Origin of the sequence: Halobaculum sp. EA56, from assembly GCF_051195075.1 — an archaeon.
In the GTDB taxonomy this organism is placed as follows: domain Archaea; phylum Halobacteriota; class Halobacteria; order Halobacteriales; family Haloferacaceae; genus Halobaculum.
Window position 1 is genome coordinate 106,557 of sequence record NZ_JBNTJX010000007.1, and the last position, 19,357, is coordinate 125,913.

21 protein-coding genes and 1 tRNA gene are annotated in these 19,357 nt (G+C 72.4%); 12 read left to right on the forward strand and 10 right to left on the reverse strand.

From position 1 onward, the window contains the following. Positions 1 to 45 precede the first annotated feature (45 nt). Together ACQUQ1_RS13345 and ACQUQ1_RS13350 are read left to right on the forward strand one after the other, a co-directional pair. Complete coding sequence (locus ACQUQ1_RS13345; RefSeq protein WP_435064797.1) at positions 46 to 981, forward strand: 3-hydroxyacyl-CoA dehydrogenase family protein; 936 nt, start codon at positions 46 to 48, stop codon at positions 979 to 981. Beyond that, on the forward strand, positions 978 to 1,841 hold the full coding sequence (locus ACQUQ1_RS13350) for an enoyl-CoA hydratase/isomerase family protein (RefSeq protein ID WP_435064798.1): 864 nt from the start codon (positions 978 to 980) through the stop codon (positions 1,839 to 1,841). The genes ACQUQ1_RS13345 and ACQUQ1_RS13350 overlap by 4 nt, the downstream gene beginning before the upstream one ends. Positions 1,842 to 1,869: 28 nt before the next feature. On the opposite strand, the gene ACQUQ1_RS13355 is transcribed toward ACQUQ1_RS13350, so the two are convergent. The 4 genes from ACQUQ1_RS13355 to ACQUQ1_RS13370 all read right to left on the reverse strand — a co-directional run bounded on the left by ACQUQ1_RS13355 (position 1,870) and on the right by ACQUQ1_RS13370 (position 5,265). Then, positions 1,870 to 2,397: a hypothetical protein gene (locus ACQUQ1_RS13355; protein ID WP_435064799.1), complete on the reverse strand. Its 528-nt coding sequence runs from the start codon at positions 2,395 to 2,397 to the stop codon at positions 1,870 to 1,872. Positions 2,398 to 2,435: 38 nt separating this feature from the next. Further along, positions 2,436 to 2,906 carry a hypothetical protein gene (locus ACQUQ1_RS13360; RefSeq protein ID WP_435064800.1) on the reverse strand — a complete coding sequence of 157 codons (471 nt, stop codon included), beginning with the start codon at positions 2,904 to 2,906 and terminating at the stop codon, positions 2,436 to 2,438. A gap of 133 nt (positions 2,907 to 3,039) precedes the next feature. After that, on the reverse strand, positions 3,040 to 4,347 hold the full coding sequence (locus ACQUQ1_RS13365; protein ID WP_435064877.1) for an MFS transporter: 1,308 nt from the start codon (positions 4,345 to 4,347) through the stop codon (positions 3,040 to 3,042). 429 nt (positions 4,348 to 4,776) lie between these two features. After that, positions 4,777 to 5,265 carry a dihydrofolate reductase gene (locus tag ACQUQ1_RS13370; RefSeq protein WP_435064801.1) on the reverse strand — a complete coding sequence of 163 codons (489 nt, stop codon included), beginning with the start codon at positions 5,263 to 5,265 and terminating at the stop codon, positions 4,777 to 4,779. A gap of 186 nt (positions 5,266 to 5,451) precedes the next feature. Between ACQUQ1_RS13370 and ACQUQ1_RS13375 the strand changes: the two genes are divergently transcribed. Together ACQUQ1_RS13375 and ACQUQ1_RS13380 are read left to right on the forward strand one after the other, a co-directional pair. After that, a complete protein-coding gene (locus ACQUQ1_RS13375) occupies positions 5,452 to 6,663 on the forward strand; it encodes a hypothetical protein (protein ID WP_435064802.1) in 1,212 nt (403 codons plus the stop codon). 77 nt (positions 6,664 to 6,740) lie between these two features. Further along, on the forward strand, positions 6,741 to 6,956 hold the full coding sequence (locus ACQUQ1_RS13380) for a hypothetical protein (RefSeq protein WP_435064803.1): 216 nt from the start codon (positions 6,741 to 6,743) through the stop codon (positions 6,954 to 6,956). A 403-nt stretch (positions 6,957 to 7,359) separates the two neighbouring features. On the opposite strand, the gene ACQUQ1_RS13385 is transcribed toward ACQUQ1_RS13380, so the two are convergent. Both ACQUQ1_RS13385 and ACQUQ1_RS13390 read right to left on the reverse strand, forming a co-directional pair. Further along, positions 7,360 to 7,776, reverse strand: a complete 417-nt coding sequence (locus tag ACQUQ1_RS13385; RefSeq protein ID WP_435064804.1) for a carboxymuconolactone decarboxylase family protein — start codon at positions 7,774 to 7,776, stop codon at positions 7,360 to 7,362. 301 nt (positions 7,777 to 8,077) lie between these two features. Then, positions 8,078 to 8,152: transfer RNA gene (locus ACQUQ1_RS13390), tRNA-Arg, on the reverse strand. 146 nt (positions 8,153 to 8,298) lie between these two features. Here ACQUQ1_RS13390 and ACQUQ1_RS13395 point away from each other — a divergent pair. The 3 genes from ACQUQ1_RS13395 to ACQUQ1_RS13405 all read left to right on the forward strand — a co-directional run bounded on the left by ACQUQ1_RS13395 (position 8,299) and on the right by ACQUQ1_RS13405 (position 10,390). After that, positions 8,299 to 9,144 carry a geranylgeranylglycerol-phosphate geranylgeranyltransferase gene (locus ACQUQ1_RS13395; protein WP_435064805.1) on the forward strand — a complete coding sequence of 282 codons (846 nt, stop codon included), beginning with the start codon at positions 8,299 to 8,301 and terminating at the stop codon, positions 9,142 to 9,144. A 159-nt stretch (positions 9,145 to 9,303) separates the two neighbouring features. After that, on the forward strand, positions 9,304 to 9,912 hold the full coding sequence (locus tag ACQUQ1_RS13400) for an RAD55 family ATPase (protein WP_435064806.1): 609 nt from the start codon (positions 9,304 to 9,306) through the stop codon (positions 9,910 to 9,912). Positions 9,913 to 9,967: 55 nt separating this feature from the next. After that, complete coding sequence (locus ACQUQ1_RS13405) at positions 9,968 to 10,390, forward strand: CoA-binding protein (protein ID WP_435064807.1); 423 nt, start codon at positions 9,968 to 9,970, stop codon at positions 10,388 to 10,390. 36 nt (positions 10,391 to 10,426) lie between these two features. Here ACQUQ1_RS13405 and ACQUQ1_RS13410 read toward each other — a convergent pair whose 3' ends face one another. Next, a complete protein-coding gene (locus ACQUQ1_RS13410) occupies positions 10,427 to 10,711 on the reverse strand; it encodes a DUF5789 family protein (RefSeq protein ID WP_435064808.1) in 285 nt (94 codons plus the stop codon). Positions 10,712 to 10,867: 156 nt separating this feature from the next. Here ACQUQ1_RS13410 and menD point away from each other — a divergent pair, with 156 nt between their 5' ends. The 3 genes from menD to ACQUQ1_RS13425 all read left to right on the forward strand — a co-directional run bounded on the left by menD (position 10,868) and on the right by ACQUQ1_RS13425 (position 14,368). Continuing rightward, complete coding sequence (menD, locus tag ACQUQ1_RS13415; protein WP_435064809.1) at positions 10,868 to 12,637, forward strand: 2-succinyl-5-enolpyruvyl-6-hydroxy-3-cyclohexene-1-carboxylic-acid synthase; 1,770 nt, start codon at positions 10,868 to 10,870, stop codon at positions 12,635 to 12,637. Between the two features lie 101 nt (positions 12,638 to 12,738). After that, positions 12,739 to 13,290, forward strand: a complete 552-nt coding sequence (locus ACQUQ1_RS13420) for a hypothetical protein (protein WP_435064810.1) — start codon at positions 12,739 to 12,741, stop codon at positions 13,288 to 13,290. Positions 13,291 to 13,426: 136 nt separating this feature from the next. Beyond that, a complete protein-coding gene (locus ACQUQ1_RS13425; protein ID WP_435064811.1) occupies positions 13,427 to 14,368 on the forward strand; it encodes a 1,4-dihydroxy-2-naphthoyl-CoA synthase in 942 nt (313 codons plus the stop codon). A 345-nt stretch (positions 14,369 to 14,713) separates the two neighbouring features. On the opposite strand, the gene ACQUQ1_RS13430 is transcribed toward ACQUQ1_RS13425, so the two are convergent. After that, positions 14,714 to 15,259, reverse strand: coding sequence for a carboxymuconolactone decarboxylase family protein (locus tag ACQUQ1_RS13430; RefSeq protein ID WP_435064812.1), 546 nt, complete (start codon positions 15,257 to 15,259; stop codon positions 14,714 to 14,716). Positions 15,260 to 15,477: 218 nt separating this feature from the next. Continuing rightward, entirely contained in the window at positions 15,478 to 16,476 is a 999-nt protein-coding gene (locus ACQUQ1_RS13435) for a sensor histidine kinase (RefSeq protein ID WP_435064813.1), read from the reverse strand. A gap of 190 nt (positions 16,477 to 16,666) precedes the next feature. Here ACQUQ1_RS13435 and ACQUQ1_RS13440 point away from each other — a divergent pair, with 190 nt between their 5' ends. After that, positions 16,667 to 17,614, forward strand: a complete 948-nt coding sequence (locus tag ACQUQ1_RS13440) for a 1,4-dihydroxy-2-naphthoate polyprenyltransferase (RefSeq protein WP_435064814.1) — start codon at positions 16,667 to 16,669, stop codon at positions 17,612 to 17,614. Next, on the forward strand, positions 17,611 to 18,723 hold the full coding sequence (locus ACQUQ1_RS13445; protein ID WP_435064815.1) for a mandelate racemase/muconate lactonizing enzyme family protein: 1,113 nt from the start codon (positions 17,611 to 17,613) through the stop codon (positions 18,721 to 18,723). Before ACQUQ1_RS13440 ends, ACQUQ1_RS13445 begins: the two co-directional genes overlap by 4 nt. Positions 18,724 to 18,766: 43 nt before the next feature. On the opposite strand, the gene ACQUQ1_RS13450 is transcribed toward ACQUQ1_RS13445, so the two are convergent. Beyond that, positions 18,767 to 19,270, reverse strand: a complete 504-nt coding sequence (locus tag ACQUQ1_RS13450) for a halocyanin domain-containing protein (protein ID WP_435064816.1) — start codon at positions 19,268 to 19,270, stop codon at positions 18,767 to 18,769. Between the last annotated feature and the right edge of the window lie 87 nt (positions 19,271 to 19,357).

A 19,357-nucleotide genomic window follows, 5' to 3' on the forward strand; every position in this document is an offset into this window, starting at 1 on the left:
GGCGGCACCACCCACCCTTATGCCCGCCCGCGGCGCCTCCCCCCTATGCGAGTCACGGTACTGGGCGCGGGGACGATGGGCGCGGGCATCGCGCACGCGGCCGCGACCGCCGGCCACGACGTCGCGCTCCGGGACGTCGAGGAGTCGTACGTCGAGGAGGGCGTCGCGAGCATCGAGTCGACGCTCGCGGAGGGCGTCGAGCGCGGGAAGGTGACCGAGGCGGAGCGCGAGGCCGCCCTCGACCGGATCACGGGCACCACGTCGCTGTCGGAGGCGGCCGCCGGCGCCGACCTCGTGGTCGAGGCCGTGCCGGAGGACGCCGACCTCAAGAAAGACGTGCTGAGCGAGGTCGAAGCGCACGTCGCCGGCGACGCGGTGCTCGCGTCGAACACCTCCGCGCTGTCGGTGACGGAGCTGGCGAGCGCGCTCGACCGCCCGGAGCGCCTGCTGGGGCTCCACTTCTTCAACCCCGTCCACCTGATGGGCCTGGTCGAGGTGGTCGTCGCCGAGCGGACCGCCGAGGAGGCGCTGGAGACGGCCCGCGCGTTCGTCGACTCGCTGGACAAGACGACGGTGGAGGTGCGCGACTCGCCGGGGTTCGCCTCCTCGCGCCTCGGCGTCGCGCTCGGCGCGGAGGCGATCCGGATGTACGAGTCCGGCGTCGCCGGCGTCGCCGACATCGACGCCGCGATGGAACTGGGGTACAACCACCCGATGGGCCCGCTGAAGCTGACCGACGTGGTCGGGCTGGACGTGCGGTTGGACGTGCTCGAACACCTCCGCGAGGAACTGGGCGAGCGCTTCCGGCCGCCGCAGGCGCTCAAGCGGAAGGTCCGCGCCGGCAAATTGGGGAAGAAGGCCGGCGAGGGGTTCTACGTCTGGGAGGACGGCGAGGCCGTCCGGCCCGCGGACGAGCCGGCGGAGGGAGACGGGGCGGCCGGCGACGACGCCGCGTCCGAGGGCACGAAGGGGGAGCGATGAGCGACCGCGGCGGCGACGACGGCCGCGACGCCGACCCCGAGGCCGTCGCCGCCGGCTGCGAGTTCGTCGACTGCGCGGTCGGCGACCGGGTCGAGGGCGTGGCGACGATCGCGCTGAACCGGCCGGACGCGCGCAACGCCCTGAACGGGCAGCTCCGAGGGGAACTGAAGGACGTCCTCGACGCCGTCGAGGCCGAGGGAAGCGGCGTCCGGGTCGTCGTGTTGACCGGCGCCGACGAGGCGCGGGCGTTCGTCGCCGGCGCGGACGTGTCGGAACTGCGCGAGCGCGACATGCTGGCGCAGCGGCGCGCGAGCGAACGACCCAGGGTGTACGAGCGCGTTGCCGACCTCAGACAGCCGATCATCGCCCGGATCAACGGCCACGCGCTCGGCGGCGGCTGTGAACTCGCGCAGGCGTGCGACGTGCGGATCGCCCACGAGCGCGCGAAGCTGGGCCAGCCGGAGATCAACCTGGGGCTCATCCCGGGCGGCGGCGGCACCCAGCGGCTGGTCCGCCTCGTCGGCGAGGGCCAGGCGATGAAGCTCGTCCTCTCGGGGGAGCTGATCGACGCCCGGGAGGCACACGAGATCGGCCTCGTCGACGAGGTGTACGGCGACGGCGACGACGGCGCCGAGGGGTTCGACGAGGCCGTGTACGACCTCGCGGCGTCGATGGCCGAGAAGAGCCCCGTCGCACTGGAGTATGCCAAGGCCGCGGTGCGAGCGGCCTCGCGGACGGGACTAGAGGAGGGACTCGACTACGAGTCGGAGCTGTTCACCGCGCTGTTCGCCACCGAGGACAAGGACGAGGGCATCGACGCGTTCCTCGAGGACCGCGAGCCCGAGTGGGAGGGGAGGTAGGCCCCGGCGCGCCCCCGCCGGAGGCGACTCAGTACCGTACCACCGCGTCGACGATGCCGACGGTCTGGCCGAGGCCGACGAGCGCGAGGCCGACGAGTCGAGGCGGCGAGGTCGGAACCGCGCCGGCGACGAGCGCCGCGAGGTAGACGAGCGCGCCGACCAGCGAGACCGCGGCGGCGACGTAGTTGACCGTCCGGGCGGGCCCGTTCGATTCGCGGCCCGTGTACCACAGCGCCGGGACCGGCAGGAGCGTCCACCCGACGACGGAGACGGCGACGAGGGGTGCGGACTCGGGAGCCGCCGCCCGGAGCAGGCCGACTGTGCCGGCCAGCGTGACCGGGATCCCGGCGAGGATCACGAGTCGCCACGCCCGGAGGACGCCCGCGCGCATGTCGCGCCACGAGAGGGCGACGAACAGGACGAGCAGGGCGTCCATCACGAGGTGCGCGATCAGCACCGGGCGGTCGCCGACGAAGCCGAGGTGGGCGGCGATCGCGAACCCCCACGCGAGGGGGACGAGCCCGCCCGGTGCCGTCTCGCGGACGCGTCGGAACACGCCCGGGGGGACGGCGGTGGTCGCAAAAACTCCGGCGGCTACAGCGCCGCGACCGCGACGCCGACGAGCGGGACGAGCACGAGGAGGTACGCGACCGCCTCGACCGCCCACGCCCGTCGGATGCGGCGGAGCCGCTGCCGGGCCAGCCCCCGCGAGCGCGGGAGCACCACCAGCGCGAAGAAGCCGACCATCAGCGGGTACAGCAGGACGCCCGCGACGCCGGCTGCGACCCAGCCGACGCCGAGGACGCTCCCGACCGCGAGCAGCAGCCAGACGTACAGCGGGCCGGTGAGCGTCCCGGCGACGTAGTGGACGACCGTCGCCAGCCGCCGGGGCGAGTCGTCCGGATGGGTGTCCGTGAGCACGCCGCTGGCGACGCGCGGGGGCGTCTCCCCCTCGTCGATCCGGGCCATCACGAGATCCATCGCGAGCGTCGCGACCACGCCGGCGACGACCCCGGCGAGGAACAGCGCCGGTACCGAGACGGGTACGGCCGATTGCGAGATCACGGACGGACCCAGGGGCCGGACTCACCTATCGGTTTCTGCCGAGCGCCGCCGGGGCTCGGGCCGAGCGGCGACGGACGACAGGAGGCCGCCGGTCGCGGCTCACGGCCGACGGCCTGCCGCGGCGACGGCCGCGTCAGTCGTCCGACGTCGGGGGCGGCGCTGCGGGGTCCGTCGAGACGACCCACCCGTCGTCGTTCGCCCGCTCGGCGACGTGCGGACGTAACACCCATCCCGCGATCACGACGATCGGGATCATGGACGCCCCGACGATCGCGTAGCCGACGTGGAGGTTCGCCAGGAAGGGCGCGGCGTACACCAGCGGGTAGACGATGCCGCCGACGGTGCCGACCCCGCCGACGACGCCCGCGACCGACCCGGAGCTGTTCGGGAACATCGCCGGCACCTGCGCGAAGATCGCCCCCTCGGCGAACGCACAACCCATGCCGACGAGGAAGCCGGCGCCGACAGCGATCAGCACCTCGCCCGACAGCCCCGCCAGCGTCATCCCGAACATCGTCACGACGACGAAACACAGGGTGAGGAACGTCCACTGCTCGCGGTAACGCCCGGCGAACACCGGGAGGATGTCGCGCTCGGCGCGCGCCAGCCGGTCGCTCACGTAGCCGCCGACCGGGCGCAGCAATCCCGCGGCGATAGAGAACGTCGCCGCGAACGTCGCGGCAAGCGTGAGGTTCTGCGTGTCGAACCCCTCCCGGTAGTACGTGGCGAGCCACCCGTTCATCGACAGTTCGAGGCCGAACGTCATCACGTACGCCAGCGCGAGCACGACGGTCCCGTACCGGGTCGCGGTGAACAGCCACCCGCGGAAGCTGGCGCCCTCGGCGGTGGCCGCGCGCTTCTCCTCGGTCCTGGCCGCCTCGCCGAGGGCGTAGTAGGCGACCGCCAGCAGGATCGAGACGACGCCCGTGTAGAAGAACGCCGCCCGCCAGTTCGTCGAGAACAGCGGCCCGCTCCAGTCGGACGGGAACGCGCGCGGGAGGATCAGCGCCCCGCCCGCGGCGCCGGCGTTGCCGACGCCCGCGTAGATCCCCTCCGCGGTCCCCAACTCGTCCTCCTCGAACCACTCGGAGACGTGCTGGATCCCGATGACGAAGGTGATCCCCGCGGTCGCGACGATCAGGCGCTCGACGAAGAACACCGTGTACGACTGCGCGAACGCCGACGCCATCGAAAACACGCCGACGTACCCGAGGACGATGGCGAACACCGCCGGCGCGCCGAACCTGTCGGAGAGCCACCCCGTCAGCATCCGGCCGAACGGCGCCAGCCAGATGGCCGCGCTGGCGAGGACCCCGATCTCCGCCAGCGAGAGGCCGAACTCCTCGGCCATCGGCCCCGTGAACGGCGCGAACGAGAACCAGATCAGGAACGAGAAGTTGAACCCGACCGTCGCCAGCAGCAACGTCCGGTACTTGGTCATCCGGATCAGCGCCATTCGACCACCTCGCCGATCGAACGCTCGGATGAAGCGTTCGATACCCAATTATCGTTCATTAATTCGCCGTGTTCCGTTGTGAAACGCATCTTCGGTCGTCCGCTCGGAAGTCACGGTGTTAACTATTTCTGCGAACGATCGACCAGTTTTACGTACGAACACCGGACAGAAAGCCAATACTACGACGGATATTGTCTCCTAAAGGACGTTGTCTTCCGGCCGGACGGTGTGAAAACCGGACGTTCGTTCGGGGATCCGTCGGGCGATCGCGTGGGCGCGTCCAGTCACGCCGCCCGGACGGCGTTCCCGGGCGCGCGCCAGATCCCCCGAAGCGCGCCCGATGGACCCGAAATATCGGGTCTGGCGAACGCGACCTCGCGGCGCGTCACCCCCGGCCGGTCGGGCCCGCGGCGGTCACCCGCCGTCGGCCCGGACCCACTCCTCCAGGGTGAACCGGTCGTACTCCGTGGAGTCGACGAGGTCCCAGTCGGCCTCGTCCCACTCGGGGAAATACGAGTCGCCCTCGTACTCGCCGTGGACGCGGCTGAGGACCATCCGGTCGACCCGGGGCTGGAACAGGTCGTATATCGCCGCGCCGCCGATGACGTAGGCGGTGTCGGCGCCGAGGGACTCGGCGACCGCGACCGCCTCGTCCGGGTCGGCGGCGTGGCGGGCGGTGTCCACGTCGAAGGAGTCGCGGCTCCGCGAGACCACGATCTGGGCGGACCCGGGGAGGTCGTCGAGCATCGACTCGAACGTCGTGCGCCCGAGGATCACCGGGTCGTTCGCGATCCGCTCTCGGTACTGTTCCTTGTCGGCGGGGATGGATGACCACGGGAGTTCGCCGTCGTCGCCGATGACGCCGTTGTCTGCGACAGCCGCGACGGACACGAGTTCGACCATGTCCGGGGGACGGCGGCTTCGGACATACGGCTTTCCCCGCGGCGGTCCGCGGCCGAGTTCGGGTTCGGATCCGGACCGACGCGGCCCCCGCCCCGTCCGGCGCCCCTCCGCCTCAGTCTCCCGGGACGCCTCGCGGGGTGCCCGCCGCCGTCACGGTTATGCGCCCGGCGGCGGGGGATGGACAGTATGCGAATCGGAGTCGTCGGCGTCGGCGGGGGCGGGAGCGCGCTCGCGGACGCGCTGGTCGCGGACGACGCCGCCCGGGCGGACGGCTACCTGGCCGCGGCGGTCGCGCTCGACACCGACGCCGGTGCCCTCGCGTCGCTCGACGGCGTCGCCGAGGATCACAGACACCTCCTCGGCGCCGTCCACGTCGACGGCGAGGGGACCGCCGGCGACGCGGATCTGGCCGCCGAGATCGCTCGCGAGGAGCGCCCCGAACTCCGGGCCGCCGTCGACGCGGTCCCCGTGGGGAGCGTCGACGCGACGCTCGTGTGCGCCGCGCTCGGTGGCGGCACCGGCGCCGCCGTCGCGCCCGCGGTGGCGGACCTGCTCGACCAGTTGACCGGGTCGCCGGTGTACGCCGTCGGGGTCCTCCCGGGCACCGAGGAGGCCGGCGGCGACGGCGGCGCGGTCGGGGTCGGCGACCCGGCGCGGGTGAAGGGCGGAGCGGGGGACGGCCGTGGCGACGAGGGCGCCGAGGCCGACGCGCTCGACGGTCCGGACCGTCCGCTGGATTCCAACGCCGCCGGCGCGGTCCGGGCGCTCGCCGCCGCCTGCGACGACCTGGTGCTCGCGGATCTGGACGTGTGGCGCGCGGCCGGCGCGCCGTACGCGGCCGCCTGGCCCCGCCTGGACGCGGACGTGGCGGCGCGGCTGGGCGCGCTGTTCGCCGCCGGGGAGGCGTCCGACCCGGTACCCGAGCGCGTGCTCGACGCCAGCGAACTCGGGAACACCCTCGGCGCCGGCGGCGTGTCGGTGCTCGGCGCGGCGGGGACCGCGGTGGACAACGGCCGGCGCGAGGGGGTTGTCGGCGGCCTGCTCGACCGTATCGCCGGGGCGGACGACCCGGAGGTCGACGAGGGCGAGGCGGTGTCGGCCGCGGCCAACGCGGCGCGAAAGGCCGTGACCCACCGCCTCAGCCTCGCGTGCGACCCCACGAGCGCGTCGCGGGCGGCCGTCGTGTTCCACGCGCCCCCGGCCTGGCTCAGCCGCCGCGGCCTCGAGCGGGCGCGCGGGATCGTCGAGGACGAGACCGGCGTCCCCCAGATCAGGTGGGGCGACCTCCCCGACCCCCGGGCCGACGAGTTCCGGGTGACGGTGCTGCTGGCGGGCGTCACCGACTGCGACCGGCTGGACGACCTTGGGGACGCGATCGACCCGACGCGGCTCGGGTGAGACGAGCCCGGCGGGGGAGTCCGGGCGACGACGACGGGACCGACCGGTTTAGGGTGACGCTCGCCCGAGGGGGATGCATGCCCACCGACGGGGACGACGACCCGACCGTGCCCATCGTCTGCGAGGAGTGCGACACGCGGACGCGCGTCCCGCTGTCCGACCTCGCGACGCAGCTCGACCGCCACAACGAGACGCGCCACGGCGGCGAGGAGATCGCAGGCGTCGACCCCGCGATCGCGGACCGGATCGCCGACCTCGTCGCCGAGGACATGGGCCTGCTGGACGGGGAGTAGCCGGACGCAGGTAGGTGACAACGATCGGATAGTTGTTCGGTAGTACCACGGATCCGATAATCTCCTGTCGAGTCGATCCGTTCCCCCTCGGGAATCCGAGCGAGTCCGATCGATCCCCGACACCGACAGCGGTACCGAATCGGACCGCGGTCACGGTCCTCGCGCTCGTCGGGTGCGCCCTTGTCGCACGTCGTCGCCGCCACGCCGGATGACCGGTTCCCGCCCGACGGTGGGGTCGCCGTTCGTCGGGACTTCCGGGTCCGCCTCTCCTCCTGCGGGCGGTCCGGCATAGCAGCCCGGGGGCCGACCGTCGGTTCGGTCGACGCGTCCTCCGATACGAGCCGGAGGCCGGCCCCGAGCGGTCGATGACGGGACCCCGGAACGAACGAAAAGCCGGTCGCGATCAGTCGTCGACCGCCATCTGTTTCTCCAGATGGGCGGCGATCTGATCGCACTCGTCCTCGAACGTGTTCAGGTCGTAGTCCTGCGCGTGGAGCATACCGCTGTACCGCGGCGTGTACCCCGCAAGGAACGATACCTCCGAGAGCACCTCGTCGGTGGCGCCGTGCATCCGCGCCGCCCTCCGGTGGAAGTGCGTGCAGTACGGGCACTTCAGCGTGGCCGCGACCGCGAGGTTGATCAGTTCCTTGTACTTGTCCGGGATGACCGTGTCGGCCAACCCCATCCGCTTGAACGTCGGCCACTCGTCGACGAGGTCGTCCTCGTTCAGGTTCTCGAAGAACTCCGGGACGATACCCAGCGTCTCCTCGATCTCCGCGACGGTGTCGTCGGACGAATCGGTCGCCGGTGTGGTTGCCATGTCCTGTGTCCTCCGGTGTGTGACGGACCGCCGTCACGTGTGACCGTACAGGGCCGCGACCCTTTGTTATGAGTCGAGGCCGGTCCGGTACGACCGCCGGTATGACGCGGAGATGTCGAATATACAGCCCGTGATCGTCCCGGAGGGATCGAGTATGGGCTCCGCCACAGACAGACTTTTCGCTCGATATGTCGTCGCTTCGTGACGTGACGGTGCCCGCGACCCGTACTCTCCGGATTTCGTACGCGAGCGGGCCGCTATCCGAGGAAGGGGGTTGTAGGCGAATGAAGCCGCGAAAACATGGGCGCTGCAGGATTTGAACCCGCGGCAGCTTGGTCCGAAGCCAAGTACTCTGTCCAGGCTGAGCTAAGCGCCCGTACCGGACAGTATCGGACTGGGCCGCTTAAGTCCCGCGCTTCGTGCCGAGGGGGACCCGGCCGCGGGAACGGGACCGGTCCCCGACCGACGAACCGCGGACGCGTCCCGCGCCCTTTATCCCCGGGGGGCCGGTGAACGGGACCGATGGAGGCGACTCGGACGCTCGGCGGCTACCTCGAACTCGCCCGCGTCGGCAACGCGGTCGCGGCGGGCGCGCTCACGTTCGTCGGGTCGTTCGTGGCGGGCGGCCTCGACTCGCCCGTCGCCGTCGCGCTCGCGGTCGTGGCGACGATGGCGGCGACCGGTGCCGGAAACGCCGTCAACGACTACTTCGACCGCGAGATCGACGCGGTGAACCGCCCGGACCGGCCGATACCGAGCGGTCGCGTGTCCGCGCGGGCGGCCGCGGCGTTCGCGGCGGCGCTGTTCGCCGTCGCCACCGCGGCGGCGCTGTCGCTGCCGCCGCTGGCGCTGGCGATCGCGGTCGTGAACCTGCTGGCGCTGCTGGCGTACACGCAGCTGTTCAAGGGACTGCCGGCCGTCGGCAACGTCGTCGTCGCGTACCTCACCGGCTCGACGTTCCTGTTCGGCGCGGCCGCGGTCGGACCGATCGCGCCGCCGACGTGGACGCTGTTCGGCCTCGCGGCGACGGCGACGTTCGCCCGCGAGGTCGTCAAGGACGTGGAGGACGTCGCGGGCGACCGCGAGGAGGGCCTGCGGACGCTCCCGATCGTCGTCGGCGAGCGGCCGGCCGTCGCGCTGGCGACGGTCGCGATGGCCGCGGCGACGCTGGCGAGCGCGCTCCCGTACCTCGGCGGGACGTTCGGGGTCGCGTACCTCGCGGTGGTGATCCCCGCGGACGCGGTGATGTTGGGCGCGACGGTCTCGGGATTTCGTGACCCCGCGACGGCCCAGCGATGGATCAAGCGCGGGACCTTCCTGGCGGCGCTGGCGTTCGTCGCCGGGCGGGCCGCGACGGTGGTCGCGTGATCGCGCCGACGGAGGGCGGTCACGTCGCCCATCCAATCATAAAGAATAATACCGGCTCACAGCAACGTGTGGGTAGTTGGATGACTCCCGGCGAGACGGAGCGGACCACGAGCCCGCGAGAGCGCGCCGTCGGCGCCGGATCCTCCGCGGAGGCGCCGTATGTATGAGGTCGAGGCCCTCGGCAGCGAGATTGAGCCGGGATCGAACGTCCTCGTCACCGGCCCGCCGCTGAGCGGCAAGCGTGAACTCGCCCTGGACGTGCTCGCGGAGGGGACGCGCGACGGCGAGGGCGCGATCATGGTGACCACGAAGGACTCCGCCGACCGCCTGCTCAAGCAGTTCGCCAAGCGCGAGCCGTACGAGGGTCGGCCGGTCGCCGTCGTCGACACCGTCAGCCGCCAGCAGGGCGTCAACGACGTGCGCGACAGCGACCGCATCAAGTACACCTCCTCCCCGGTCGACATGACCGGGATCGGGATCAAGCTCTCGGAGTTCCTGGAGGCGTTCTACAAGGACCGCGGGATCCGGAAGAACCGCGTGATGGTCCACTCGCTGTCGACGCTGCTGATGTACTCGGACCTGCAGACGGTGTTCCGGTTCCTGCACGTGTTCACCGGGCGGATCCAGAGCGTCGACGGCCTCGGGCTCTACTGCATCGACTCGACGGCCCACGACGACCAGACGATGAACACGCTGAAACAGCTGTTCGACGGGATCATCGAGACGAGCGAGGACGGGGAGCCGACGGTCCGCCTGGCGAACTCGTAGGTTCCGGGACGGACCCGTACGAACCCTTTTGCCCGATCGCGGCCGAGTCACAGGTATGCCAGTCACCGACGACGACGGCCTGCGCGAACTGCTCTCGATGGACCCCGTCGCGGTCGTCGGCTGTTCGAGCACGCCCGGCAAGGCCGCCCACGACATCCCGAAGTACCTGCAGGAGCACGGCTACGAGGTGATCCCGGTGAACCCCTACGCCGACGAGATCCTCGGACGCGAGGCGTACGACTCGCTGGCGGACGTGGCGGAGGAGATCGAACTCGTGGACGTGTTCCGCCCGAGCGAGGAGGTGTCGGGGATCGTCGACGAGGTGCTCGCGCGCCACGAGGACCGCGGCGATATCGAGGGCGTGTGGCTCCAGCTCGGCATCACCGACGACGAGGCGCTCGCGCGCGCCGAGGAGGGCGGCCTGCTCGCGACCCAGGACCGCTGCATGAAGGTCGAGCACGGCCGGCTGATGGGGTGACGACCGCTTCCCCACGAGACCTCGCGTAGCCGTCGGTCAGAACGACTGCTCGTCGTCGCGCCGCTCGCCCCCGCCGCCGCGGTCGTCGTAGTGCTTTCGCCCGACGAACGCGTCGTCGACGAAGGACGTCACGGTGTCGTGGAGCTCCCCGGCGGACGCGAACTCGGGCGTCTCGGCCCTCTCGAGCACCGCCCCGACGGAGGTGTCCTCGCCGTTCGGTGCCTCGAGACGGACGTCGCCGACGCGGCCGCGGACGGGCTCCCGGTCGACGGGGAACGAGAGCCGGTCCTCGAACGCCTCGCGCGCTTCCGAGAGCTGCATGCCTCACCGAACGCGGCGGCGACAGAAGTATCTGGTTTCCGGGGGGTCGCACGGGCCCGTCCGGCCGGATCTCGGGGGCGTCCGGATCCGACGAGCGTCGTCGGGGGGCGCGCCGGTGACGCGCGGTTTATCCGGGCGCCGGTCGAAGCCGCCGACATGACCGCGCGCGCGCCGAACCGGAACACGCTGTGGGGTCGCGCCGTCGCCGACGAACTCGCCGCCGCCGGCGTCGACGCCGTCTGCGTCACCCCCGGGTCGCGCTCGACGCCCCTGACCGTCGCGTTCGCAGAGCACCCCGACGTCCACGTCTACTCGCACCTCGACGAGCGCGCCTCGGCGTTCTTCGCGCTCGGCCGGGCCCGCCGGACGGGCGCGGTGACGCCGCTGGTGTGCACCTCCGGCACCGCCGCCGCGAACTTCCACCCCGCGGTGATGGAGGCGGCCAACTCGCGGGTGCCGCTGCTGCTGCTCACGGCGGATCGACCGCCCGAGCTGCGCGACTCCGGCGCCAACCAGACCGTCGACCAGGAGAAGCTGTACGGCGACGCCGTCCGGTGGTACAAGGACCTGCCGGAGCCCGAAGCCGACGACCGCAAGCTCCGCTCCCTGCGTACGAACGTCGCCCGCGCCGTCTCGACCGCCGAGGGGACCCCGGCGGGGCCGGTGCACCTGAACGTCCCGTTCCGCAAGCCGCTGGAGCCCGTCGAGGTCGACGGCGACGTGCCCGACGACCTCCCCGAACTGGCGGCCGAGGGCCGCGACGGCGACCGGGCGTTCGTCTCCACGACCGCCGGCCACCCGATGCCCGACGACCGCGACATCCGGCGGCTGGCGCGGGCGCTGGAGACGGAACGCGGCCTGATCGTCGCCGGGCCGGCGGACCCCCCCGGTCCGGACCCGCAGGCGGTGACGGCGCTGGCGCACGCGACGGGGTTCCCCCTGCTCGCGGACCCGCTCTCGGGGCTCCGGTTCGGCTCCGCGACGCGGGTGGCGCCCGTCCTCGGCGGCTACGACGGCGTGCTCGCCGACGGGGCGCCCGACGGCTGGCCCGACCCGGAGGTGGTTCTGCGGTTCGGCGCCTCGCCCACCTCGAAGCCCCTGCGGCGGTACCTCGCGGACAGCGGGGCCCGACAGCTCGTCGTCGACCCCGCCGGCGGGTGGCGCGAGGCCGAGTTCGCGGCGACGGACCTAGTCGTCGCCGACCCCTCCCGGCTGTGCGGCGCGCTCTCCCGGCAGGTCGGCGGCCCGGACTCGACGGCGTGGCGCGAGCGGTGGGAGGCCGCCGAGGAAGTCCACTGGGACGCCGTCGCCGCGGAGGACCGCTTCTTCGAGGGGCGCGTCCTCGCGGACGTGGCCGAGTTGGCGCCCGAGCCCGCGACCGTGTTCGTCTCGAACTCCATGCCCGTTCGGGACGCCGACCGCTTCGCGGCGCCCGCGGCGAAGGGGCTCACGATGCTCGGGAACCGCGGCGCCTCCGGCATCGACGGCGTCGTCTCGACGGCGCTGGGCGCCGGATCGGCCACGACCGACGACCTGACGCTCGTGACGGGCGACCTGGCGTACTACCACGACACGAACGGCCTGCTCGCGCTGGAGCGCTGTGACGTGGACGCGACGGTCGTCCTGGTGAACAACGACGGCGGCGGCATCTTCCACATGCTGCCCATCGAGGACTTCGACCCGCCGTTCACGGCGCAGTTTAAGACGCCCCACGGCCTCGACTTCGAGCCGACCGGGGACCTCTACGACCTCTCGTTCGCCCGCGTCGACGGCGAGGATCGCGACGGCTTCCGCGAGTTGTACCGCGAGAGCGTCGCGAGCGAGGGGACCCACGTCATCGAGGTGACGAGCGACGCGGAGGCGAGCCACCGCGTCCGCGAGGACCTCGCGGAGACGGTCGCCGAACGCGTCGCGGACCTCGGGTGAGCCCGGGTCGGATCCCCGGTAGCGGGTGACCCCGGAGGCGACGGTGGCGTACCGGGGGGATCGGGGCGACGGTTTTTGCCGTCCGAGCACCCACTCGACGTATGGGATCGCGCGGCACCGACGAGGCCACCGAGCGGCGCAAGGTCCGCCCCCGCGAGCGCACGGACCGGACGGGCCGGCTCCTGGAGGACGTCTTCGACGCCCTCGGCGAGCACGGCCTGATCGCGGTGCCGGCGCTGGTGTGGGCGGCGCTGTCGGTGCCGCCGCGAGCGTCGCCGGCCATGCTGGCGGGCTACGTCGCGCTCGTCGTCGCCCTCGCGGTCGTCCGCGGGAACCGCCTCTCGGGGCGCGGGGGCCGCCGGGGGCTCCCGCCGTGGCCCGACGGGACGGGCCGAATGCTCCTCGTGCGGGTCGGCTACTACAACCTCGCGGTCGTCGCCCTCGCGCTCCTCGCCACCGCCGGCCCGACGCCGGGATGGGGCGAGTCGGCGGTCGGGGCGGCTGCGACCGGAACCCTCGGGGCCGCGCTCGGCGTCGGGTTCCCCGTCGCCGCGGCCGGGGTCGTGCGGGCCACCGGCGGCGGACCGCGCGCCCGGCCGCGGGACTGGGACGTCCTGCGCGCCGACCGCGAGCGGAACCGGCGGAGCCGGTGACGACCGCGACGGTAGCGGCCGCGACGACGACGGCCCGTCCCCGGTGACGGCGGGGGTGCCGCGACCGCCGACGCGACGCGCGTTCCGGCGCCACGACACGCGCACCTTTTTGCGCGCTCCGGCCGCGCGTCCGGACATGAGCGACAGCGACAACCCGGGCAGCGTCTCGGAGCTGTTCGACCCGGACCGGTGGGAGCCGGTCGACGGCAGCGACGCGTTCGACGACGTCACCTACCACCGCGCGGTCGACTCGCCGACAGTCCGGGTCGCGTTCGACCGGCCGGAGAAGCGAAACGCGTTCCGTCCCGGCACCGTCGACGAGCTGTACGCCGCGCTCGACGACGCCCGCAAGCGTGCGGACGTGGGCTGTGTCCTCCTGACGGGGAACGGCCCGTCGCCGAAGGACGGCGGCTGGGCGTTCTGCTCGGGCGGCGACCAGTCGGTCCGGGGCGAGTCGGGCTACGAGTACCGCGACGACGACGAGGCCGACGAGTCCGACGACGAGCTGGTCCGGGAGGCGAAGGCCGGCCGCCTCCACGTCCTCGAGGTCCAGCGGCTCATCCGCTTCATGCCCAAGCCCGTCGTCGCGGTGGTACCGGGCTGGGCGGTCGGCGGCGGCCACTCCCTGCACGTGGTCTGTGACCTCACGCTCGCCAGCGAGGAACACGCGAAGTTCCTCCAGACGGACCCGGACGTGGCGAGCTTCGACGGCGGCTTCGGCTCGGCGTACCTCGCCAAGCAGGTCGGCCAGAAGAAGGCACGGGAGGTGTTCTTCCGGGGGAAGACCTACTCCGCGGAGGAGGCCGTCGACATGGGGATGGCGAACGAGGCGATCCCCCACGACGAGTTGGAGGACGTGGCCCTGGAGTGGGCCGACGAGATGACGAGCAAGTCGCCGACGGCGATGCGGATGCTGAAATTCGCGTTCAACATGACCGACGACGGCATGGTCGGCCAACAGGTGTTCGCCGGGGAGGCGACCCGGCTGGCGTACATGACGCCGGAGGCGCAGGAGGGCCGGGACGCGTTCCTAGAGGGGCGCGAACCCGACTTCGACCAGTTCCCCTGGCACTACTAACGAACCTCTTTTCGCCTCGGGTTTCCTCGGCCGCCTTCGGCGGCCTGCGGGAACCGCTCGGCGAAAACCCGTTCATGCCAAAAGGCCGCTCGCTCGGCCTCCGGAAGACTCGCTTCGCTCGTCTTCCGTGCTCTCGTTCGCCGCGCTCACGAGAACTCCGGCCTCGCTCGCGGTACAATTACTGGTGCTTTCCACACCGCTACCGCGACAGCACCGCTACCGCGACAGCACCGCTACCGCGACAGCACCGCTACCGCGACAGCACCGCTACCGCGACAGCACCGCTACCGCGACAGCACCGCTACCGCGACAGCACCGCTACCGCGACAGCACCGCTACCGTTACCTACTCCCGCGGATCCCACCCCACGAACTCGTCTCCCTCCTCCAACTCCACGTCGAGCGCGTCGAGAACGCCCGCCAGTGCCGTGTAGCCGTTCGCCAGCGACGCCACGCCGACGGCCGTCGCGTCGTCGCGGGCGGCGACGAACGCCTCGTGGAGCGCGTCGTCGACCTCGCGCCCGAGCGCGGCGTGGGCGTACCGGAGCAGCAGCGCCTCGTCGTCGTCGAAGGCGTCGAAGTCGCCGTCGGCGACGGCGGCCATCTCGTCCGCGGCGACGCCGGCCTCGCGGCCGATCCGGACGTGCTGGTGCCACTCGTAGCGACAGCCGTTCTCGGCGGAGGCGAGCAGGATCACGAGTTCCCGCTCGCGCTCGTCGAGGCCGCTGGACTCCCACAGCGACGAGAGGAACGCGCGGGTCCCCGCCAGCACCTCCGGGTTGTTGCCGAGGGCGGCGTAGACGTTCACGGGGCGTCCCTGAAGCTTCGAGACGACGAGGTCGCGGTACTCCTCGGGCAGGTCCTCCGGGTCGACGTACGGAACGCGGGCCATGTGGGGGCGTCGGACGGCGAGTTCATAGCTGGCCGGGATACGGACGGTCCCGAGGGGATCGAACCAGGCATCCGTCGAATCGCCACGGTCCGATGCGTGGCGGGCCGAGCGACGGACGCCCTCTCGCCGGTGGCGCGAAACCCGAACGACCGAGCGTACGTCGGCCGAACGACCGACAGTGTGTCGGAAGCGATCGCGGTCGGGTCAGTCGTCTCCCGTCACAGGAGCAGCGAGCCGACGAACCCGGTGGGCGCGTTCGGGACCCGAACGCGGACCGTCGTCCCGCCGGACTCGTTGTCCTCGAAGGCGAGTTCGCCCCCGGAGCGGGCGATCGTCCACTTGAGGAACCACAACCCCAGGCCGCTGATGTGGCGGAGCTGCTTCTCCTCCCCCGTCCGAAGCGGGTCGAGTTCGGTGGCCGGGATCCCCGGACCGTTGTCCGCGATGCGGATCGTCGTCAGGTGTGGCGGGGACGATCCGGTCCGAACCGCGATCTCTATCCGCGGCTGGTCCGCGTCGTTGTGTTCGACGGCGTTCGCGATCGCCTCGGTCAGCGCCTCCTCGAACAGCGGGGCCACCTCGACGACCGCCTCCTCGGGGAGCGTCACCGCGACCTCGACGTCGTCGGTCACCAGCGGATGGGCGTCGAGCAACCGCGGGAGTTCCTCCGTCAGGTCGTACGCCGTCCGCCGGTCGTCGCTGTGGGCGAGTTTGTTGATCCGGGAGGCCTGCTCGGTGTACCTCGTCATCTCCTCGGCCGTGTCGAGGATCACGTCACACTTCGACCGGAGGGAAGCCGAGGGTGAGGGCAGGGAGTCGCGGACCAACTCGGCGTACCCGTGAACCACGCACAGGTCGTTTCGGAGGTTGTGTCGGAGCACCCGGTGGAGGACATCGAGTTCCTCCCGCTGGTGGTTCAGGCGCCGCATGCTGCGCTGGAGCTGTCGCTCCCGACGGCGCGTCAGAACGAACAACAGGGCGGCCGTCAGGACCACCTCGATCCCGCCCTTGAGCGCCTGTATCTGACTGAGCAGCGGCTCCGAGAGGTAGCGCACGAACAGCACGTCGGAGAGGAACAGCGCGCCGAACCCGAACATCGCGTAGATGAGCGTGATACGGACGGGCGTCAGATCCCGTACGGGGAGGTACCGTCTCGGCCAAGGGCGCGAGGCCGACCGTCGATCTGAGACCCACCGCCGCGAATGCCCGCTGCTCATACGATCCGGAGCGCGGCGAAATATTTAGCCGTTATTTATATAATACTACATGCCGCCGGACCGATCGATACCGGGCGATCGACAGGGCGGTTCCGCGCCGTCCGAACGGGAGAGGAGGGGGTGGACGGGGCGGGGAGACCACCGCCGCCGTAACCCACCCTTGATACTCCGTCCGTCCCGAGTGCCGCCAATGAGTACGGAGACGAGTCAGGCCGACATCTCCAGGCGGCGGGCGTGGGTGATCGCCGCGCGCCCGCAGACGATGCCGGCGGCGCTGGCGCCCGTCCTCGTGGGGACGGGACTGGCCGTCCGCGACGGGGTGTTCGCCCCCCTGCCGGCGCTCGTGGCGCTGGTGGGCGCCGCGCTGATCCAGATCGGGACGAACTTCGCGAACGACTACTACGACGCGGTCAAGGGCGCCGACACCGAGGACCGCGAGGGGTTCACCCGCGTCACGGCGGGCGGGCTCATCGAGCCTGCGGAGGTGAAGCGTGCGATGTGGCTCACGTTCCTCGCGGCGATACTCGTGGGCGCCTACCTCGTCGCGGTCGCGGGCCTGCCCATCCTGATCGTCGGGCTCGTGTCGGTGGCGATGGGCGTCGCCTACACCGGCGGCCCCTACCCCCTCGCGTACCACGGCCTCGGCGACGTGTTCGTGTTCCTGTTCTTCGGGCTCGTCGCCGTCACCGGGACGTACTACGTGCAGGCGGCCGCCCGCCTCGGCGTCGAGTTCGCCACGCTCGTCCCCCGGGCTGAGCTGGTTCCCCTCGCCGCCGTCGTCGCCTCCCTCCCGGTGGCGGCCATCGCGACTGACATCCTCGTGGTCAACAACCTCCGGGACCGCGAGGAGGACGCCGAGACGGGCAAGAACACGCTCACCGTCCGCTTCGGCTACGGCTTCTCGCGGGCGCAGTTCGTGCTCCTGCTCGGGATGGCCTACGCGATCCCGGTCGTCTTCTTCACCTCGACCGGCGACCCGGCCGTCCTCCTGCCGCTGCTGACGCTCCCGCTGGCGGTCCCGCTGACGCGGACGGTGCTCACGGAGACGGCCGGCGAGGCGCTCAACCCCGCGCTGGAACGGTGCGGGAAGCTGCACGCCGCGTTCGCGGCGCTGTTCGCGCTCGGGCTGGCGCTGTGACGGTCGTCGCGCTCCGCGGGTTCGCGCTCGACCTGACCGCGCCGCTGTCGACGGCCGCCGGCGACATCGCGGCCCGCGAGGGGCTGCTCGTCCGCGTCGACCTCGGCGGGACGCCCGGCGTCGGGGAGGCGACGCCGCTCCCGGGGTGGACGGAGTCGCTCGCGGACTGCCGCGCCGCCCTCGAACGCGCCCGCGACGAGGGGACGCCGCCCGGGCCCGGCACCCCCGCCGCGCGCCACGCGGTGACGCTCGCGTACCGCGACGCGGTCGCCCGGCGCCGCGGGGAGTCGGTCGCGGCGTCGCTCGCCCGCGACGGCGACGCGCCCGCGTCGGTGCCCGTCAACGCCACCGTCGGCGACGCCGGCGTGGAGGGGACGGTCGCCGCGGCCGAGCGCGCGGTCGGGGCCGGGTACCGGACGCTGAAGCTGAAGGTCGGTGCGCGTCCCGTCGCCGAGGACGTCCGGCGCGTTCGGGCCGTCGCCGACGCGGTTGTCGGGGGCAGGGGCGACGGAGGATCCGGGCGCGAGACCGTCAGGCTTCGCGCGGACGCAAACGGTGCGTGGGACCGCGCGGAGGCCCGGGAGGCGCTCGCGTCGCTCGCGGGGCTCGTCGAGTACGTCGAACAGCCGCTCCCCGCGGCCGACCTCGCGGGCCACGCCGCCCTCCGGGGCGTCGGCGCGCCGGTCGCGCTGGACGAGTCGCTGACGCGGTACGGCGTCGGCGACGCGCTCGCGGCCGGCGCGGCGGACGCGGTCGTGCTGAAGCCGATGGCGCTGGGCGGGCCCTCCCGCGCGCTCGCGGTCGGGCGCGCAGCGGCGCACGCGGGGGTCGCGCCGGTGGTCACCACCACGGTCGACGCGGCGGTCGCGCGGACCGCGGCGGTCCACGTCGTCGCCGCGCTCCCGGACGGTGACGAGAGCACCGGCGGCGCGGACGAAGACGACGGCGCCGGGGACGAGGGATACCCCGACGTCGCCCACGGCCTCGCCACGGGCGACCTGCTCGCGGCGGACCTGATCGACGAGGACCCGGTCCCCGTCGAGGACGGGCGGATCGCGGTCCCGCCGGGGGCGGGGCTCGCCGGCGACGCGTTCGACGACCTGCTGTAGTGGATCACCGCCGGCGAGAGCAACAGTTCCGTCAGCGGGATCGTCAGCCCTCGACGACCTCGATCACGCCCTTCATGCCGAGGTTCCGGTGGGGGGTGCAGTAGTACTTCGTGACGCCCGGGTCCTCGAACTCGTGAGGGAACGTCGCCCCCTCGGCGGCGTAGTACTCGCTCTCGAAGGCGCCGTCCTCGGCGACGACGTTGTGTCGACTCCCCGCGCCCGTCCACTCCCAGACGACCGTGGTGCCGGGGGAGACGCGAACGGCCGCCGGGTCGAACGCGAAGCCGTCGCCTGCGCCGACGGCGACCGACACCTCCTCGCGTCCGGTCCGGTCGGCGACCGACCCGTCGAAGCCGGCGGCGCCCGAGAGGTAGCCGTCGTACGGCTCCGAGCCGCCGGTCCCGTTCGAACCGCCGTCGTCGCCCGAGCCGCCGCCGGAACAGCCCGCGAGCGCCGCCGCGAGGCCGGCGCCCGCGGCCGCGAGGAGTCGACGGCGGCCGACGGGGCGGACTCCCGAGGAACCGCGCGAACCGGTGGGGTCGTCCATGCCGTGTCCGTGGAGCGGACGGGCTTTGACGGCACCGACTTCGATGCGACGCACCGCCCGTCGGGCGGGCGGGACCCTCGTGAACGA

What these genes read in the sequence shown, in the direction of transcription:
- ACQUQ1_RS13395 (WP_435064805.1), top strand. Translation starts at nt 8,299, where the DNA reads ATGGAGGCGACTCGGACGCTCGGCGGCTACCTCGAACTCGCCCGCGTC.
- ACQUQ1_RS13345 (WP_435064797.1), top strand. Translation starts at nt 46, where the DNA reads ATGCGAGTCACGGTACTGGGCGCGGGGACGATGGGCGCGGGCATCGCG.
- ACQUQ1_RS13385 (WP_435064804.1), bottom strand. Translation starts at nt 7,776, where the DNA reads ATGGCAACCACACCGGCGACCGATTCGTCCGACGACACCGTCGCGGAG.
- ACQUQ1_RS13365 (WP_435064877.1), bottom strand. Translation starts at nt 4,347, where the DNA reads ATGACCAAGTACCGGACGTTGCTGCTGGCGACGGTCGGGTTCAACTTC.
- ACQUQ1_RS13375 (WP_435064802.1), top strand. Translation starts at nt 5,452, where the DNA reads ATGCGAATCGGAGTCGTCGGCGTCGGCGGGGGCGGGAGCGCGCTCGCG.
- ACQUQ1_RS13425 (WP_435064811.1), top strand. Translation starts at nt 13,427, where the DNA reads ATGAGCGACAGCGACAACCCGGGCAGCGTCTCGGAGCTGTTCGACCCG.
- ACQUQ1_RS13400 (WP_435064806.1), top strand. Translation starts at nt 9,304, where the DNA reads ATGTATGAGGTCGAGGCCCTCGGCAGCGAGATTGAGCCGGGATCGAAC.
- ACQUQ1_RS13430 (WP_435064812.1), bottom strand. Translation starts at nt 15,259, where the DNA reads ATGGCCCGCGTTCCGTACGTCGACCCGGAGGACCTGCCCGAGGAGTAC.
- ACQUQ1_RS13435 (WP_435064813.1), bottom strand. Translation starts at nt 16,476, where the DNA reads ATGAGCAGCGGGCATTCGCGGCGGTGGGTCTCAGATCGACGGTCGGCC.
- ACQUQ1_RS13450 (WP_435064816.1), bottom strand. Translation starts at nt 19,270, where the DNA reads ATGGACGACCCCACCGGTTCGCGCGGTTCCTCGGGAGTCCGCCCCGTC.
- menD (WP_435064809.1), top strand. Translation starts at nt 10,868, where the DNA reads ATGACCGCGCGCGCGCCGAACCGGAACACGCTGTGGGGTCGCGCCGTC.
- ACQUQ1_RS13405 (WP_435064807.1), top strand. Translation starts at nt 9,968, where the DNA reads ATGCCAGTCACCGACGACGACGGCCTGCGCGAACTGCTCTCGATGGAC.
- ACQUQ1_RS13420 (WP_435064810.1), top strand. Translation starts at nt 12,739, where the DNA reads ATGGGATCGCGCGGCACCGACGAGGCCACCGAGCGGCGCAAGGTCCGC.
- ACQUQ1_RS13350 (WP_435064798.1), top strand. Translation starts at nt 978, where the DNA reads ATGAGCGACCGCGGCGGCGACGACGGCCGCGACGCCGACCCCGAGGCC.
- ACQUQ1_RS13410 (WP_435064808.1), bottom strand. Translation starts at nt 10,711, where the DNA reads ATGCAGCTCTCGGAAGCGCGCGAGGCGTTCGAGGACCGGCTCTCGTTC.
- ACQUQ1_RS13440 (WP_435064814.1), top strand. Translation starts at nt 16,667, where the DNA reads ATGAGTACGGAGACGAGTCAGGCCGACATCTCCAGGCGGCGGGCGTGG.
- ACQUQ1_RS13380 (WP_435064803.1), top strand. Translation starts at nt 6,741, where the DNA reads ATGCCCACCGACGGGGACGACGACCCGACCGTGCCCATCGTCTGCGAG.
- ACQUQ1_RS13370 (WP_435064801.1), bottom strand. Translation starts at nt 5,265, where the DNA reads ATGGTCGAACTCGTGTCCGTCGCGGCTGTCGCAGACAACGGCGTCATC.